The sequence below is a fragment of the Streptomyces sp. NBC_01288 genome (assembly GCF_035982055.1).
In the GTDB taxonomy this organism is placed as follows: domain Bacteria; phylum Actinomycetota; class Actinomycetes; order Streptomycetales; family Streptomycetaceae; genus Streptomyces.
Genome location: NZ_CP108427.1, coordinates 1,481,988 through 1,498,953, shown reverse-complemented (window position 1 = coordinate 1,498,953; position 16,966 = coordinate 1,481,988). Strand labels below are relative to the sequence as shown.

15 protein-coding genes are annotated in these 16,966 nt (G+C 71.1%); 9 read left to right on the top strand and 6 right to left on the bottom strand.

Going from position 1 to position 16,966, the window contains the following annotated elements:
- The first annotated feature begins 27 nt into the window (after nt 1-27).
- Together OG194_RS06690 and OG194_RS06685 are read left to right on the top strand one after the other, a co-directional pair.
- Nucleotides 28-978 carry an NADP-dependent oxidoreductase gene (locus OG194_RS06690; protein WP_327399917.1) on the top strand — a complete coding sequence of 317 codons (951 nt, stop codon included), beginning with the start codon at nt 28-30 and terminating at the stop codon, nt 976-978.
- A gap of 58 nt (nt 979-1,036) precedes the next feature.
- Entirely contained in the window at nt 1,037-2,101 is a 1,065-nt protein-coding gene (locus OG194_RS06685; protein ID WP_327399916.1) for an NAD(+)/NADH kinase, read from the top strand.
- A gap of 36 nt (nt 2,102-2,137) precedes the next feature.
- Here OG194_RS06685 and OG194_RS06680 read toward each other — a convergent pair whose 3' ends face one another.
- Entirely contained in the window at nt 2,138-3,862 is a 1,725-nt protein-coding gene (locus tag OG194_RS06680) for a sensor histidine kinase (protein ID WP_327399915.1), read from the bottom strand.
- Nucleotides 3,852-4,553 (bottom strand): response regulator transcription factor, encoded by a 702-nt coding sequence (locus OG194_RS06675; protein ID WP_327399914.1) that lies wholly within the window; start codon nt 4,551-4,553, stop codon nt 3,852-3,854. The genes OG194_RS06680 and OG194_RS06675 overlap by 11 nt, the downstream gene beginning before the upstream one ends.
- Nucleotides 4,554-4,644: 91 nt before the next feature.
- Here OG194_RS06675 and OG194_RS06670 point away from each other — a divergent pair, with 91 nt between their 5' ends.
- The 5 genes from OG194_RS06670 to OG194_RS06650 all read left to right on the top strand — a co-directional run bounded on the left by OG194_RS06670 (nt 4,645) and on the right by OG194_RS06650 (nt 9,589).
- Nucleotides 4,645-5,010 (top strand): hypothetical protein, encoded by a 366-nt coding sequence (locus tag OG194_RS06670; protein ID WP_327399913.1) that lies wholly within the window; start codon nt 4,645-4,647, stop codon nt 5,008-5,010.
- On the top strand, nt 5,007-5,225 hold the full coding sequence (locus OG194_RS06665) for a hypothetical protein (RefSeq protein WP_327399912.1): 219 nt from the start codon (nt 5,007-5,009) through the stop codon (nt 5,223-5,225). Before OG194_RS06670 ends, OG194_RS06665 begins: the two co-directional genes overlap by 4 nt.
- Entirely contained in the window at nt 5,222-6,481 is a 1,260-nt protein-coding gene (locus OG194_RS06660) for an ABC transporter permease (protein ID WP_327399911.1), read from the top strand. The genes OG194_RS06665 and OG194_RS06660 overlap by 4 nt, the downstream gene beginning before the upstream one ends.
- A 158-nt stretch (nt 6,482-6,639) precedes the next feature.
- Nucleotides 6,640-8,694, top strand: coding sequence for a phosphocholine-specific phospholipase C (locus OG194_RS06655; protein ID WP_327399910.1), 2,055 nt, complete (start codon nt 6,640-6,642; stop codon nt 8,692-8,694).
- 52 nt (nt 8,695-8,746) lie between these two features.
- Nucleotides 8,747-9,589: a phospholipid scramblase-related protein gene (locus OG194_RS06650; RefSeq protein WP_327399909.1), complete on the top strand. Its 843-nt coding sequence runs from the start codon at nt 8,747-8,749 to the stop codon at nt 9,587-9,589.
- A gap of 6 nt (nt 9,590-9,595) precedes the next feature.
- Here the strand turns inward: OG194_RS06650 and OG194_RS06645 are convergent, their stop codons facing one another.
- Together OG194_RS06645 and OG194_RS06640 are read right to left on the bottom strand one after the other, a co-directional pair.
- On the bottom strand, nt 9,596-10,561 hold the full coding sequence (locus tag OG194_RS06645) for a hypothetical protein (RefSeq protein ID WP_327399908.1): 966 nt from the start codon (nt 10,559-10,561) through the stop codon (nt 9,596-9,598).
- Nucleotides 10,558-11,352 carry a phosphatase PAP2 family protein gene (locus OG194_RS06640; protein WP_327399907.1) on the bottom strand — a complete coding sequence of 265 codons (795 nt, stop codon included), beginning with the start codon at nt 11,350-11,352 and terminating at the stop codon, nt 10,558-10,560. The genes OG194_RS06645 and OG194_RS06640 overlap by 4 nt, the downstream gene beginning before the upstream one ends.
- A gap of 223 nt (nt 11,353-11,575) precedes the next feature.
- Here OG194_RS06640 and OG194_RS06635 point away from each other — a divergent pair, with 223 nt between their 5' ends.
- Nucleotides 11,576-12,190 carry a TetR/AcrR family transcriptional regulator gene (locus tag OG194_RS06635; protein WP_327399906.1) on the top strand — a complete coding sequence of 205 codons (615 nt, stop codon included), beginning with the start codon at nt 11,576-11,578 and terminating at the stop codon, nt 12,188-12,190.
- A 166-nt stretch (nt 12,191-12,356) separates the two neighbouring features.
- Here OG194_RS06635 and OG194_RS06630 read toward each other — a convergent pair whose 3' ends face one another.
- Both OG194_RS06630 and OG194_RS06625 read right to left on the bottom strand, forming a co-directional pair.
- Nucleotides 12,357-13,415 (bottom strand): DUF2510 domain-containing protein, encoded by a 1,059-nt coding sequence (locus OG194_RS06630; RefSeq protein WP_327399905.1) that lies wholly within the window; start codon nt 13,413-13,415, stop codon nt 12,357-12,359.
- A gap of 79 nt (nt 13,416-13,494) precedes the next feature.
- Nucleotides 13,495-13,794 carry a hypothetical protein gene (locus OG194_RS06625; protein WP_327399904.1) on the bottom strand — a complete coding sequence of 100 codons (300 nt, stop codon included), beginning with the start codon at nt 13,792-13,794 and terminating at the stop codon, nt 13,495-13,497.
- Between the two features lie 324 nt (nt 13,795-14,118).
- Between OG194_RS06625 and OG194_RS06620 the strand changes: the two genes are divergently transcribed.
- A complete protein-coding gene (locus tag OG194_RS06620) occupies nt 14,119-16,803 on the top strand; it encodes an ATP-binding protein (protein WP_327399903.1) in 2,685 nt (894 codons plus the stop codon).
- Nucleotides 16,804-16,966: the final 163 nt, after the last annotated feature.

Here is a 16,966-nt window from a genome sequence, read left to right as displayed (position 1 = left end):
ATCACTCGGAACACTGGAGACTCGACCATGCCCCGAGCAGTCAAATTCTCGCGCTACGGCGGCCCGGAGGTGCTGGAGGTCGTCGAGGTGCCGCGACCGAAGGCGGGCCCCGGGGAAGTCCTCGTCCGGGTCGTCGTCGCCGGGGTCAATCCCGGCGAGGCCGGTATCCGACAGGGTGTCTTCGCGGACATGTGGCCGGCCGTGTTCCCTGAAGGACAGGGCAACGACTTCGCCGGCCGGGTCGCCGAACTCGGCGACGGGGTAAGCGAGTTCGCCGTCGGCGACGAGGTCATCGGCTACCTGCCCCGAAGGGCTCAGGCCGACTACGTCGTCTCGCCCGCCGACGTCCTCGCCCCCAAGCCCGCCGACATCGGCTGGGAAACCGCGGCGCCCCTGTCGGCGGTCGGGGTGACGGCATGGGCCGCCGTGGACGCCGTAGAACCGGCGGCCGGGGACACCGTCGTGGTGTCCGGCGCGGCCGGCGGGGTCGGTTCCCTCGCCGTGCAGCTCGCGCGGCTGCGGGGCGCGAGGGTCATCGGCACCGCCGGACCGCACAACGCCGACTTCCTGCGCTCGCTCGGGGTCGTCCCCGTCGAGCACGGCCCCGGCCTCACCGACCGGCTGAAGGCCGCCGCACCCGACGGGATCGACGCGTTCATCGACACCTTCGGGCAGGGCAACGTCGACATCGCCATCGAGCTGGGCGTGCCCCCGCACCGCGTCAACACCCTCGCCGACGGCCGGGCCGTGGCCCGCTACGGCGTGCGCAGCAGGGCCCAGGAGGACGTCTTCACCCCTCAACTGGTCGCCGAACTGGCCGAACTGGTCTCCAAAGGAAAGCTCACCGTCCCCATCAGCAAGGTGTATCCGCTGGAAGAGGTCCAGGAGGCCTACCGGCAGGTGCAGCGGCGGCACACGCGCGGGAAGATCGTGCTCAGCCTGGTCCCGCCCGACGAACGCACCGCGCCCGACGCCTGACGCCCGACGCCTGACGCCCGACGCCTGACGTACACAACCGCACTCCACGGAGGACCCCATGCCCGTACGTCGTATCGGCCTCGTCGTCCACCAGGGACGCGAGACCGCCCGGGACGCGGCGGCGGACGTGCACGCCTGGAGCGAGACGCACGGCGTCCGCTGCACGGAGATCGACGTGTGGGCCAAGGACCATCACCGTCGCGCCGGACGCGAGGAGGCCGAGGCCGCGGGCAATCCCGACCTCGTCGTCACCCTGGGCGGCGACGGCACCTTCCTGCGCGGTGCCCGCATCGCCGTCAAGAGCGGGGCCGACGTCCTCGGCGTCGACTTGGGCAAGGTCGGTTTCCTCACCGAGGTCCCGGCCAGCGACATCGGCGAGGCCCTCGACGCCGTGCACGAGGGGCGGGCCATCATCGAGGAACGCATGACGCTGACTATGCGCGCCTCCCGCCCGCTGGACATCCCCGAGGAGATGGAGGCCCTGCTGCGCTACGGCCGCGGTCCCGCCCTGCCGCCGCCGCAGGTCCGGCCCGAGACCACGGAGGGCGGCGGCTGGGGCTGCGCGCTGGACGTCACCGCGCTCAACGACGTCGTCCTGGAGAAACTCGCCCGCGACCGGCAGGTAGGCGTCGGCGTCTACTTGGCCGGACGGCTGCTCGCGACCTACTCCGCCGACGCGCTCGCCGTCGCCACCCCGACCGGCTCCACGGCCTACAGTTTCGCCGCCGGTGGACCGGTCCTCTCGCCGCACATGGACGCCGTCGTCTTCACCCCGATCGCCCCGCACATGACGTTCAACCGCAGCGTGATCGCCGCCCCCGACGAACCGGTCGGCCTGCGCGTCCTGCCCCACTCCGGCCAGGCCATCGTCACCGTCGACGGCCAACTCCGCGGCGTCCTGGACCCCGGAGACTGGATCGGCGTCTTCCGCGCCCCCCAACGGGTCCGCCTCGTCCGTCTCCGCCCGACGGATTTCTACGGCAGGCTGCGCGACCGGTTCCGGCTCACGGACGCCCCCGCCAACGCCCAGGACGGCCCCTCGGAACCGTTCTTCCGCCCGGACACCCCGGTCCCGCCGGACCTCGCGGGGATGCGCCTGCCGCCGCCGGACGCCGTGAGCTGACAGGGGCTCACACGGGGGGCTCACACGGGGAAGGGTTCACACGGGCAGGCCGACGGTGAAGACCGTGCCGGCGCCGACCGTGCTGGTCACCGTCACCGTCCCGCCGTGCGCCTCGGTCAGCCGGCGCACGATGGCGAGGCCCAGACCGCTGCCGCCGGTACGTCGGCTGCGTGACTTCTCCGCGCGCCAGAAGCGGTCGAAGACCCGGGGCAGATCCTCGGCGGGGATGCCGGTACCCGTGTCGGCGACCTCGATCGTCACGCGGTCTCCGGCTCGGTGGGCGCGCAGGGTGACGGTGCCGCTGGGTGGGGTGTGCCGTATCGCGTTGGAGACCAGGTTGCCGATGACCTGCCGCAGTCGTACGGGATCGCGCACGAGGAGGGGTTCGGGGTGGATGCGCAGCTGGCCCGCGTCGGCCTCCGCGAGGTCCTGGAGATCGTCGACGATGTGCTGGAGCAGCAGCGCCTCTTCGAGGAGCGAGTCCACGAGGGCCTGGTCGGAGGTGGCGATACCGTCCTGCACGGCTTCGAGCCAGCTGCGGATGGTGCTGAGCGGGGTGCGCAGTTCATGGGCGACGTCGCTGACCATCGCCTTGCGCTGTCCCTCCATGCGTTCGCGGCGCTGGGTGAGGTCGTTGAAGGCGGCGGCGAGGTAGCCGATCTCGTCGTTGGTGGTGACCGGCACGCGCTGATGTTCCTCTACGGGGCGGCGCGCGGCGTCGGCCAGGGCGCGCAACGGCCTGACCAGGCGGGTGCCGACGACGACTGTGACGGCCACGGTGACCAGCAGCACCAGCCCGGCGACACCGGCGATGCGGGTGGTGTTGGCGGAGGTGAAATGGAAGGCGGGAGCGGTGGTCGAGCCGGTCGGGGTGGCGACGAAGAGGAGGGCGGCCGGGGCGACGTAGGGGGTGAGCTGGTCGCGGCGGGTGGTGTCCAGGCAGGTCTGGGCGGAGGGGCCGCCGTAGACGACGACGAAGTCGACGCCGAACTTCACGGGCTCCAGGTGCCGGCGCCGCAGACAGTCGTTGACCATGGAGGTGAGCCGGTCCAACGGCTCGCGCTCGCTCGCGACCGGAAGGGCGAGTCCGCCCAGGCCGCAGCCGCGGTCACCGGAGACCCCGCCCAGGGCACTGTTGGTGATCTTGATGGAAGGGCGACCGCTGGGCCCGACGACGAGTGCGGCGCCGGCGCCCGGACCGCCCAGACAGGCGAGGAGTTTGTGCGCCCGGCCGGACAGGCTCGCGCGCTCGGCGGCGGTCAGCCGGTAGGGGCCGACGGCACGGGGGTCGATGCGGTTCGCCCCGGCGTCCGGCAGCAGCGCCGGGTCGGTGTGCAGCGGGTCGACCACGGCCGACGCCCGGGTGGGGAGGGCAGCGGCGGCGGCAGGAGTGGTGGACGAGGTCGCGATCGTACGGCGGCTCTGCGTGGTCAGGGTGATACGGCGGCCGGTCCGCTCGGCGAGGCGGCGGAGGGTGGGGGTGACGCCGTTCCAGTTCGGGTGGGCGGCGGCGTAGCCGACCAGGGTGTCGTAGATGTCGGTGTCGGAGGACAGGAGTTGGCCCTGTTCCTGCCGGATGGCGCTGCTGGTGGTGCGGGCGGCCAGCCAGGCGGTGGCGGCGACCGAGCAGACGGCGATCATCACGGAGGTGGCGAGCAGGCGGACCAACAGGCTTCTGTGCAGCGGCACTTTGGCCCGGACGCGAGCCCTGGACTTCGACCCGCTGCCTTCTGCGGTCTCCAACTCCGGTTCAGCGCCCACGACTTCCGTCCATGAGCTTGTAGCCGACGCCGTACACGGTCTGCAGATAGGCCGGTCGGCGGGGGACGGCCTCTATCTTCTTGCGCAGGTTGAGGACGTGGACGTCGATCGTGCGCTCGGTGATGTAGCGGTCGAACCCCCGTGTCAGGGCGAGGAGTTGGCGGCGGGTGAAGACCCGCTCCGGTTCGGCGGCCATCGCCGCGAGGATCTCGAACTCCCCGGGCGTGCACACCACTTGGCGTCCGTCGAGCTCGACGGTACGGCGGACCGGGTCGATGGCGAGCGCGCCGATCCGCAGCACGGGAGCGTCCGGCGCCGCCGTGGCGCCCCGGGTCCGCCGCAGCAGGGTACGGATGCGGGCCATCAACTCCCGTGGGCTGTAAGGCTTCGTCATGTAGTCGTCGGCGCCGAGGTCGAGGCCGAGCAGGAGATCCTCCTCCGTGCTGCGCGCGGTCAGCATCAGCACGGGCACATCGGACTCCCGGCGCAGCACGCGGCACACGTCCAGCCCGTCGACCAGGGGCATCATGACGTCGAGGACGAGCAGATCCGGCCGCCGGCGCCGGACCTCGTCGATGGCCGCGCGCCCGTCGTGGACGACCAGGGAGGAGTGACCCTCGCGCTCCAGATAGCGGCGGATCACCTCGGCCTGCTTGACATCGTCCTCGGCCACCAGGACATATGCGTTCACGCGGCTCACCCTAGGGTCGGCGCCGCGACACCAGACAGAAGTCTGACGGCGGTCTGACAGGATCTTCATATCCTCCGGCCACGGTGCCGCCATGTCGAAACTCACTCAGCGACGGCGCTCCGCCGTCCTCGTCGGCGCGGGCGCGGCGGCGGCACTGTGCCTCCTCGTGGCCTGCGGTGGAGGCGGCGGGGGCGCGGCGTCCGACGACCATGGCGTCGCCTCGGTCTCCAGCCCGGCCGCCAAGGGCGGGTCGGCGAGGCCGGATGCCGACGACGCATCGGGTCGCCCGCAGTTGCGGCTGGACACCTCCCGGCAGGAGCAGGACCGGCTGACCTTCGTCTATCTCGACTGCCTGCGCGACCACGGTGTCCCCGGCGGGCGCAAGCCGGGTTCGAGTCAGTGGTTCCCCGGGGCAGCGCCACCAAGAACGCCGCCGCCTACAAGGCCTGCCTCGTGAAGAAGCCGCTCCAGCCACCGGAGTTGGACCCGGCGAAGAACCCGCACTACCTGGACGACTTCCGCACGTACATCAGGTGCCTCAACGACGGCGGCCTGAAGGTCAAGGGCCTGGCCGACGGCTCCGGCTGGAACTACGACGGCGAGTCCACCCTGACCCAGGCCCAGCAGGACAGGCTCGACCACGACTGCGAGTTGAAGGCGTACCAGCGGTGACCACGACCAGCGACGAGAACGACGACGCCCGTCCCCGGCGCGGGAAACGCCGCCTGAAGATCGGGGCCGTAGCCCTCGTGGGCGTCACGGCGACCGCGCTCGGCGTCACCGTATGGCAGGACGGGAACGCGAAACCCAGCACGACGGCCACCGAGTCGGCGCGGGTCGCCACCGCGACGGTGACCCGCACCGACCTGTCCAACGCCCAGACTCTGAACGGGACTTTGGGCTACAGCAAGGCGGCACCGGTCAAGGGCGCGAAGCCGGGCCTGGTGACCTGGCTTCCCGCGCCGGGGGCGAGGGTGACCCGCGGGCACCCGTTGTACAAGGTGGACAACGTGCCGGTGCCGGTGTTCTACGGCAGCACACCTCTCTACCGCACGCTCAGCGCGAGGGGAACGACCGGCCCGGACGTGCGGGTGGTCGCCGACAACCTCAAGCGGCTCGGCTACGACATCGGGTCGCAACCGGCACCGGGCACCTGGGTCACCCAACACCCGGCTCCCGAGAGGTTCCCCACCGCCGTCCTGGGCTCGGTCGCCGCCACCCGCATGGGCATCGCGAAGGTCGTCCCCGGTCAGCAGGCCCCGCAGATCTACATCAACCAGCGCTGGTTCACCGTCATCGGCATCCTCGCGCGGACCCCGCTCTCGCCCGACATCGACCGCTCGGTGCTGGTCGGCTGGGACGCGGCCCGCACCCAGCTCAACTTCGCCGGCCACCCCACGGTGATCTACGTCAAGGCCCGCGAGGACGGCATCGACGCCGTCCGCGACGTCCTCGCCCCGACCATCTACCCCGAACTCCCCGGCATGGTCCAGGTCAGCCGCCCCTCCGACGCGTTGGCCGCCGAACGTGCCACCCGGACCACCTTCTCCGCGCTCTTCCTCGGCCTCGCCGGAGTGGCGCTGCTCGTGGGCGGGATCGGCGTGGCCAACACCATGGTGATCTCGGTCCTGGAACGCCGTAAGGAGATCGGCCTACGACGGGCGCTGGGCGCCAACAGGGGCCAGATCCGCAGCCAGTTCCTCACCGAGTCCGTGGCCCTGTCCTGCCTCGGCGGCCTGGCCGGCACCGTCCTCGGAGTCCTCGCGACCGTCGCCTACGCCACCTACCAGGGCTGGCCCCCGGTGATTCCGTTCGCGGCGGTGGCGGGCGGCTTCGGCGGGGCCGTCCTGATCGGCATGGCGGCCGGCGTCTACCCCGCCATCAGGGCCTCCCGCCTCACGCCGACGGAGGCCCTGGCGACAGCCTGACCGCTCATCTCCGCTCGCCCGCCCCCGCACGTACGGGCGAGTTTCACATGGGCGCCACCAGACCCTTCCCTGACGTTTGTTGCTCTTGGAACACTCGCACCGCGCGCATTTCGCCATGTTCCGGCCGGCCGCGCGTCAGGATGAGAGGTGCCTCACCCATGTCCGAAGTCAATCGGCGTCGCTTTCTCCAACTCGCGGGTGCCACCACGGCGTTCACGGCGCTGTCGAACAGCATCGAGCGGGCCGCCGCGCTCCCGGCGAACCACCGCTCGGGGAGCATCGAGGACGTCGAGCACATCGTCGTCCTGATGCAGGAGAACCGGTCCTTCGACCACTACTTCGGCTCGCTCAGCGGCGTCCGGGGCTTCGGCGACCCGCATCCGGTCGTGACCCGGCAGGACGGAAAACCGGTCTGGTACCAGTCGGACGGCACGAAGGACATCCTGCCGTTCCGCCCCGAGGCGAACGACCTGGGCCTCCAGTTCATCCAGGACCTCCCGCACAGCTGGAACGACGGGCACGCCGCGTTCGACGGCGGCAAGTACGACAAGTGGGTGCCGTCCAAGGGCTCCACGACGATGGCGTACCTGACCCGCGAGGACATCCCGTTCCACTACGCGCTCGCCGACTCCTTCACCATCTGCGACGCCTACCACTGCTCGTTCATCGGCTCCACCGACCCGAATCGCTACTACATGTGGACGGGTTACACCGGCAACGACGGCGTCGGCGGCGGCCCGGTCCTCGGCAACGACGAGGCGGGCTACAGCTGGACGACGTACCCCGAGCGGCTGGAGAAGGCCGGGGTCTCCTGGAAGATCTACCAGGACGTCGGCGACGGCCTCGACGCGAGCGGCGGCTGGGGCTGGATCCAGGACGCCTACCGCGGCAACTACGGCGACAACTCCCTCCTGTACTTCAAGCAGTTCCAGAACGCCCAGCCCGGCGACCCGCTCTACGACAAGGCCCGCACCGGCACCGACGCCACCAAGGGCGAGGGCTTCTTCGACCGGCTCAAGGCCGACGTCAAGGGCGGCACGCTGCCGAAGATCTCCTGGGTCGTCGCCCCCGAGGCATTCACCGAGCACCCCAACTGGCCCGCGAACTACGGCGCTTGGTATGTCTCCCAGGTCCTGGACGCGCTGACCTCCGACCCGGAGGTGTGGGCGAAGACGGCCCTGTTCATCACCTACGACGAGAACGACGGCTTCTTCGACCACCTGGTCCCGCCGTTCGCGCCGGGCTCGGCCGCGCAGGGCAAGTCGACCGTCGACGTCGGCCCCGACCTCTTCAAGGGCAACGCCACCAACCCGGCCGGTCCCTACGGCCTCGGCCAGCGGGTGCCGATGATCGTCGTCTCGCCCTGGAGCAAGGGCGGTTACGTCTGCTCGGAGACCTTCGACCACACCTCGGTGATTCGCTTCATGGAAACCCGCTTCGGTGTCCACGAGCCCAACATCTCGCCCTGGCGGCGTGCGATCTGCGGCGACCTGACCGGCGCCTTCGACTTCTCCCACAAGGACGTCAAGAAGGTCCCGCTCCCGGGCACCGACGGCTACCAGCCGCCGGACAAGAACCGTCACCCGGACTACGTGCCGACCCCGCCCGCCAACCCGGTGCTGCCCAAGCAGGAGCGCGGACTGCGCCCGTCCCGGCCCCTCAAGTACGCGGCCACGGTGGACGGTTCGGCCGACACGGCGGCCGGGAAGTTCACGCTCACCTTCGCCTCCGGCGCGAAGGCCGGCGCCAACTTCCTCGTCACCTCCGCCAACCGCACGGACGGGCCCTGGAGTTACACCACCGAGGCCGGCAAGACCGTCTCGGACGCCTGGAACTCGGCGTACTCGAACGGCTCGTACGACCTGACCGTGCACGGCCCGAACGGCTTCCTGCGCGTCTTCAAGGGCCCCGGCAGGACGGCAGGGCCCGAGGTCACCGCGCGGAACTGCGGCGACGACGTCGAGCTGACCTTCACCAACAAGGGCTCCGGGACCGTGCAGTTGAAGGTCGTGGGCGGCTACGGCGGCCGTTCCCAGACCTTCAAGGTGCGGGCGGGCGCCACCGTACGGCACACCTTCGACCTGGGCGCGAGCAAGCGGTGGTACGACCTGACGGTCACCTCGGACGGCGACGCGACGTTCCTGCGGCGATTCGCCGGACATGTCGAGAACGGCCGGCCGGGGGTCAGCGACCCCGCGATCGCGACCGCTTGAGGGGCTTTGTGAGACCGGTTGTTTTCCGGGGCACTCGCGGTAGTGTGCCCCGGTGACCACGCATTCGAACACACCTGCAGGCTGGTACCCGGATCCGCACGGAGCGCCCCAGACCCTCCGGTACTGGGACGGCGCGAAGTGGACCGAGCACACCAACGCGGACCAGCAGGGCCAGGCCGCCCAGCAGCCGCAGGCCGTGCCGCAGCAGCAGGCGGGGCCGGATCCGCGGGCCCAGCGCCAGGTCAAGCAGCAGGTGCAGCAGCAGGCCGGGGTCGCCGGGGGCGGCCCCGGCGGCGGCAGCCTGTTCACCGAGCCGGTGCTCGTGGTGAACCAGAAGGCCAAGCTGATCGAGCTGACCAACGAGTACAAGGTCATGGATCAGAACGGCAATGTGATCGGCTCGGTCGACGAGGTCGGCCAGAGCACGCTGAAGAAGGCGCTGCGTTTCGTCTCCAGCCTCGACCAGTACATGACCCACCGGCTGGAGATCCGGGACGCGTACGGGCAACCGCAGTTGGTGCTGACCCGGCCGGCGAAGATCATGAAGTCCAGGGTGATCGTGTCCCGTCCGGACGGTTCGCCGGTGGGCGAGATCGTGCAGCAGAACATGATCGGGAAGATCAACTTCGCGCTGAACGCGGACGGCCGGCAGATAGGCGCGATCAAGGCGGAGAACTGGCGGGCCTGGAACTTCGCCATCGTCGACCACGCGGACAACGAGGTCGCCCGGATCACCAAGACCTGGGAAGGCCTCGCCAAGACGATGTTCACCACCGCGGACAACTACGTCCTGCAGATCCACTACCAGCTGCCCGAGCCCCTGTTGAGCCTGGTGGTGGCGACGGCCCTGACCGTCGACACCGCGCTCAAGCAGGACTCGCGCGGCCTCGGCTGATCCCTCTCAGAGCGCGGTGAGATGCCCCGGCGCGGACTTCCGGTCCGGCTGCCGGGGCAGCAACGCCGGTTCGGCGGACGCCGATTGAGGCTCCAGCGCCAGGACGGCGGCCACGGGGTGATCGTGGTCGTCGTACTCGTGCGGCAGCGGTACGGCGGGTGTCACCCGGGTCAGCAGGACCACGCCCCAGGATGCGATGCCGGCTCCCGCCAGGGCGAGGAGGATGCCGGCCGCGCCGCCCTGGAGGCGTTCGCCGAGCAGCGCGAGGCCGATCGCGGCGGCTGCCAGGGGGTTCGCCAGGGTCACCACCGCGAGCGGGGCGCCGAGGCCGCCCCGGTAGGCGGTCTGCGAGAGCAGCAGCCCGCCCGCCGCGAACACCGCGACCAGCAGGGCGACTCCGACCACCTGCATGCTCAGCAGCGGACCCGAACGGTCCGTCGCCGCGACCGTCACGGTCTGCGTGAGCGCGGAGGCCACACCCGAGGCGACACCGGACGCCGAGGCATGCCGTAGACCGGGCTTCGCGCCGCGTCGGGCCAGGAGGCCGATGAGTGCGGACGTCGTGCCCGCGACCGCCAACGCCTGGGGAACGGTGAGGACTTGGTCGGGCTGCGGGCCGGATGCCGTGACCAGCAGGGCGGACAGGCCGAGCAGGGTGAGGGCGGTGCCCCGCCACTCGACCGTGGTGACCCGACGGCCGGCCACCCGCGCGCCCATCGGTACGGCGGCGACGAGGGTGAGGGCTCCCAGCGGCTGTACGACGGTAAGCGGGCCGTACTTGAGGGCCACGACGTGCAGCAGGGCGGCCGACGCGTTCAGGACGACCGTCCACCACCACGAACCGGTGGCGAGCAGGCGCAGCATGCCCGAGTCGGAGTTGCGGGACGCCAGCCGTTCCTGGGCCACGGCCGCCGCCGCGTAGGCGACGGCCGAGAACAGGGACAGGACGACGGCGACGAGGGTGGCGTTCATCGGCCGGCTCCGACGAGAACCGGCTCTTCTGCGGCGAGTCGGGGCCGGCCGCGGCCGGCGGTCGTCGCCGTGCGGTGCGGGGGATGGATGAACGCGAGGGCGATGCCGAGCATGGCGGTGGCCACGATCGCGTCGAGCCAGTAGTGGTTCGCCGTGCCGATGATGACCATCAGCGTGACCAGCGGATGCAGCAGCCACAGCCAGCGCCAGCGCGAGCGGGTCGCGACGATCAGGCCGATCGCGACCATCAGGGCCCAGCCGAAGTGCAGCGAGGGCATCGCCGCGAACTGGTTCGAGAGGTGGTCGCTGGTCGGCGGGCCGTACACGGAGGGGCCGTAGACCTTGGCGGTGTCGACCAGGCCCGTCGCGGCCAGCATGCGCGGGGGTGCGAGGGGGAACACGAAGGGGAGTACCAGGGCGGCCGAGGTGACCGTCGCCAGGACTCGGCGGGCCCAGACGTAGTGCGCGGGGCGCCGCAGGTACAGCCAGACCAGGAAGGCGACGGTGGCCGGGAAGTGGACGGTCGCGTAGAAGGTGTTCGCGATGTGCACGAGGGTGTCGCTGTGCAGCAGCACCGACTGCACCGAGCCCTCGTTCGGGAGACGCAGGGTCCGTTCCAGGTCCCACACGTGGCGGGCGTTGTGCAGGGCCTCACCGGTGTGGCCCGTCGCCAGCTGGCGGCCGAACTTGTAGACGAGGAAGAGTCCTGCGACGAGCAGGAGCTCACGGACGAGCGGGGGCCGCGCTATCGCGCTGGTCCCCTTCTCTGCAGGCTCGGTGCGGGCATTCATCCCCCGGCCCCTTCGCTGACGGTGGTGCGTGTGGTGGTGCAGGCAGGGCTTGTGACCCGGCTCGCGGCCCGAACTCATCGGTACGAGTTCGTTCCGATACGCCAGTGTACCGATACGGGCGGGTACCGATACGGCGGAGTACCGGTACACTGGCGTATCGATAGCGAAACGAGACACACTGGAGAGCGGGCCCCGGTCCGCGGACCGAGCGAGGAGACGAGCCATGACGTCGCAGGCTGAGGACGCACCGGACACGGTCGCCGCCTCGCGCCGCTCCAAGATCACGCCCGAGCGTGAGCGGGAGTTCTTCGACGCCGTGCTCGAACAGATCCGGGAATGCGGGTACGACTCCGTCAGCATGGAGGGCGTCGCCAGCAGCACCCGGTGCAGCAAGTCCACGCTCTACCGGCAGTGGGGGACCAAGCCCCAGTTCGTCGCGGCCGCGCTGCGCGCCAACCGCCGGGTGCACTTCACCGGCATCGACACGGGATCGCTCGCGGAGGACCTGCGCCAGGCCGCGCGGGCGGCGGGTGCCTGGTCGGCGAAGGACACGAAACTCGTCTCGGCGCTCGGCCACGCCGTCATCCAGGACAGCGAACTCGCCCAGGCGGTACGGGAGGCGCTCGTCCATCCCGAGATCGCCGCGCTGGAGGACATCCTGCGCCGCGGTGTGGAACGCGGCGAGATCCCGGCGGACCATCCGGCCCTGCCGTACGTCCCCGCCCAGATCTTCGGCGTCCTGCGGGCCCGCCCCGTCCTGGAGGGCTGTTACGCCGACCCCGACTACCTCGTCAGATTCGTGGAGGCCGCGGTGCTACCGGCACTCGGCCTCACCTGAGAACCAGGCCGCCGTCCATGGGATGACTGGACGGTGACCTGCTCGCGCCGCACCGTGGGGACGGGGGCGGCGCGCACCCCCCGGCCGGGTGGGGTTCCTCTTGAGCGGAGAGGCGCCCCACCCGGCCGACTGGTGTACGGGGAACTGACTTGGTTGCGGCGGGAGTTCAGATCTTCTGTCCGTCGCCGCCGCTGCCCGAGGCCACCTTGATGCCCGAGGTGATCTCGTCGATCACGGACTGCTTCTGGCCGACGTCGACACCGAACCGGACCACGACGATCTGACTCGCGCTGGCCGGCGACGGGAAAGCGAGCGACTCGACATAGCCGTCGGCGCCCTTGCTGGTGACCGCTTTCCAGCGGACCAGGTAGCCCTTCTGCCCGGCCACGGTGACGGCCTTGGAGGCGAGGACCTCGTGGGAGGTGATGCTGCCGTAGGTCGTACCGCCGTAGGACTCCTTCGCGTTGGCGGCGATGTCCGCCTTCGCGACCGCCTCCGCCGTGCTGCCCTTCGTGCCCAGCACCACCGCGGGCGAGGAGTACGCCCCGCCGTTGGTGCAGGTCTGAGCGGTGTTGCCGGGGCACTTGTAGGACGTGTTCGACGTGACCTGCGCGCCGACCTGGATGACCTGGCCGTACCAGTCGGACGGCACGGTGAAGCTGATGCCGTCGAGTGAGTCGATCACAGTTCCGCCGGCTTTGACCTTCGGCTCCGCCGACTGGCTGGGAGCGGGCGTCGCACCACCGGTACCACCGGAACCACCCGTCCCGCCGGACCCGCCGAACGGATCGCTCTGGCCGCCCGTGCCGCCGGAACCGCCCGTGCCGCCGGAACCGCCCGTGCCGCCCTGCCCCTCGGGACCGCCCTGGCCGCCGACGCCGCCCTGCCCGTTCGGCGCCTGCTGGTTGCCGGCCTGGGTTCCGCTCCCGCTGCCGTTGTGGGACAGCGCGTACGCACCGACACCGATGGCCGTGAGGACCGCCACCGCGACGGCCACGGCTATGCCCGTGCGCAGATTGCGGCGCGGCGCGGCCGGGGGTGCGGCGGGATACGCCGGGTACGCCCCGCCGTACGGCGGCTCTGTCGGGGGACCCCATTCGGCGCCCGACCCGGCGGGCCGAGTGCGGTCCGTCCATGCCTTGCCGTCCCACCAGCGCTCGTCGGCGGGACCGTCATTCGTGTGCCCGGGATCGGGGTACCACCCGGGGGGAGTCACCTGCGTCATGCCCCTACCGTATGAGGCGTCGGTGAAAGGGGGATGAGAGGATCCGGCCGCGGTGCCCCCGCCCGGGCGGCGGGCATGATCAGAAGTACTTCTTCTTCACCGCGGCGGCGAGGTTGCTCTTGGGCACGGTGGCGTCGCAGCGGACACCGCCGTCCACCGCGTCGGTCCAGCTCTGGGCCTTGCCGTACTGGCCGGTCTTGACACAGCCGATGCCGTCGCACGCCCACCGGGTCCAGTTGCCCGTGACCTTCCGCGTGCCGGAGTAGATCACCGACGCCCCGATGGTGAGGACCTTCTCGACGCTGTACGTCTTGGTGACGGTGCCGCCCGTGTGGTTCTCGATCACCTTCCGGTGGGTGATCGCCCAGGGCTTGGCCACCTTCGGTCAAGTGATCTTGTGCGAGTTCGCGGTGCAGTGGTCGACCGCGGACGCCTGAGTCGCCGGCACCGCGACGAGCGCCGAAGTCGTCATCGCGGGAGCAACGGATCTGAGCTGATTCACAGGCTTGGTGGGCGATGCTCCGCAGTGTTACGGGATTGATCGAAAGTGGCTTTGTTTCGACGCCTTCTGACTGCTCGTCATGCCTATGAGCCCAGCTGTCACCCGTTGCGGCAACAGCTCCCCGGACCGGCCTCCACTTCGGCATCCGGAGGGCTACGCTCAAGGGCTGTACGTCGTTCGGGCTACTGGGGAGGTATCGGGATGACGGAGGAACGGCCTCCGGAGGCCGCCTCGGCCTCCCTGTGGGAGCGCGACGAGGAAGTCGCCGGTGTGGTGGAGGCGATCGACCGTCTCCGCGCCGACGAGTCGTCCTCGGGCAGCCTGCTGATGGTCCGCGGCGAGGCCGGGTTCGGGAAGACCGCTCTCCTGGCCGAGACCCGCCGCATCGCCGAGGCACGCCGCTGCGCGGTCTGGCAGGCCCGCGGCGGCGAGACCCTCAGGTCCGTCCCCTTCAACGTCGTACGGCAGTTGCTGCAACCCGCCCTGGTCTCGCTGATGCCCGAGGAGATCCGCGAGTACCTCGGCGACTGGTACGACATCGCGGGCCCCGCCCTCGGCGTCACCGAACCCGGCGAGCGGCAGCCCGACCCGCAGGGCGTGTGCGACGGACTGGTCGCCGCGGTACGCCGGCTCGCCAAGCGCGTCTGGCCGCTGGTCCTGATCGTCGACGACGCCCACTGGGCCGACCAGGAGACCCTGCGCTGGCTCGCCGCGTTCGCCGAACGCCTCGACGACCTGTCCGTCCTGCTCGTGGTCGCCCGCAGGCCTGGCGAGGTCAGCGGCGAGAGCGCCCGCTACCTGGACGCGATCGCCGCGGCGGCGGGACCGCCGGCCACCGTCCTGGAATCGCTCACCCCGAGGGCCACCGCGGGCCTCACCCGCGCCACCCTCGGCCCGCACGCCGACGGCGCGTTCTGCCGCGAGGTGTGGGCGGTCACCGACGGAAACCCGTACGAGACCGTCGAACTCCTCGCCAAGGTGCAGGACAGCGGCCTGGAACCCGTCGAGGACGCGGCCACCGAACTGCGCGAGCTCAACCGCTCCGCCCGCGGCGGCGGACTGGTCGCCCGCCTGGACGACCTGGGCTTCGAGGCCACCCGGTTCGCCTGGGCCGCCGCCATCCTCGGCACCGGCATCTCCGTGAGCCTGGTCGCCAAGCTCGCCACCATGAGCCACGACGAGGCGGGCCGCTGCGCCGAACTGCTCCGCACCGCCCGCATCCTCACCGCACCCGACCCCGCCGCGTCCCAAGCCGGCGCCGGCGAGCTGGAGTTCGTCCACCCGCTGATCGCCAGCGCCGTCTACGACTCCATCCCGGGCGGCGTCCGTACGGCCATGCACGGCATCGCCGCCCAGGTCGTCACCGACTCCGGGCTCGGCGCGGCCTCCGCCTCACGGCACCTCCTCAAGGTGCACCCGGACGACGACCAGGAACTCGTCGAGCAGCTGCGCGAGGCGGCCCGCGAACACCTCTCCATCGGCGCCCCCGACGCCGCCCGCCGCTGTCTGGAGCGCGCCCTCCTGGAGCCGCCGCTCGCCGAGACCCACGCGCACGTGCTCTTCGAACTGGGCTGCGCCACCCTGCTCACCGCGCCCGCCACCACCATCGGCCACCTCCAGACCGCCCTCGGTATGCCCGGCCTCGACGGCCACGCACGCGTGGACGCCGTTTTCCGGCTCTCCCAGGCCCTGATCCACAACAACCAGCTGGAGGAGGCCGTCCGCACCGTCGAGGCGGAGGCCGTCCGCTACGAACCCGGCGCCGCCCGGATGCGGCTCCAGGCCGTGCAGTTCATGTGGGAGGGCATCCACGCGGGCGAGGGCATCTCCCCGGGACGCTCCGAACGGCTCGCCGCACTCGCCGGCACCTGCACCGGCCGGGACAACTCCGAGCGGGCCCTGCTGATCCTGCGCGGCTTCGACGCCATGACCCACGGCGAGAACGCCGAGGAGGTCGTCGAGGTCTGCGACCGCGCCCTCGTCAACGGACGGCTCGCCCCCGGACTCGGCTGGACCGACACCGAGTGGGGCATCGAGATCCTCATGATGCTCGCCAGCGCGTACGCCTACACCGACCGCCTGGACCGCGCGGAGAGCCTGTACAACGAAGCCCTGCGCGCCTACGTGTCCGCGGGCTGGAGCGGCGGCCACCTCTCCCTGGCACACGCCTACATCGGCCTCGGCCACCGCAGGCGCGGCCGCCTCCGCGACGCCGAGACCTCGCTGCGCGAGTCCCTGCGCCTCGCCGAGCGCGTCGGCCGCGGACTGCCCCTGTACTGGTCGGCCACCTGCAACCTGGTCGACACGCTGCTCGCCCGCGGCCATGTCCAGGAGGCCTGGGCGACCGCCGAACAGTACGGCTTCACACCGCCTTACCCCTCCACCATCGTGCTGCCCGACCCGCGCTGCGTACGCGGCCGCCTCCTGCTCGCCGTCGGCCGCACGAAGGACGGCATCAACGAACTGGAACAGGCCGCGAAAGCCGCGACCGTGCGCGGCCACCACAACCCGGTCCTCGTCCCCTGGGCCGTCGACCTCGCCCGCGCCCTCGCCGTCGAGGACCCGACCCGCGCGGCCCAACTGGCCTCCGACGCCCGCCGTCAGGCCGAACACTTCGGCACGGACACGGCGATCGGCGAGGCCCTCCGCTGTGCCGCCGCGCTGGAAACGGGCCAGCGCGCAGTGCGCCTCGCGGCGCAGGCCGTCGCTTACCTTGAGTCCTCACCCTGCCAGTACGAACATGCGGCGGCGCGGGTCGAGTACGGGATCGCCGCGCGGTCTGTGGCGGAGATCAACAGGGGCCTGACGCTTGCGCGTTCGTGCGGGGCGGATGGTCTGGTGGCGCAGGCGCGGGAGGTGCTGGAGACGGGGAGGGGGTTGCGGTGATTTGTCGTTCGGCTGCGGGCCGGTGGGGGCTGGTCGCGCAGTTCCCCGCGCCCCTTAAAAGCACAGGCCAGCCCGTGTCTTTAGGACGCGGGGAACTGCATCTCTGAGAACACGGGCCAGCCCAAGTCTTTGGGAGAGCGGGGAACTGCACCTCTGAGAACAC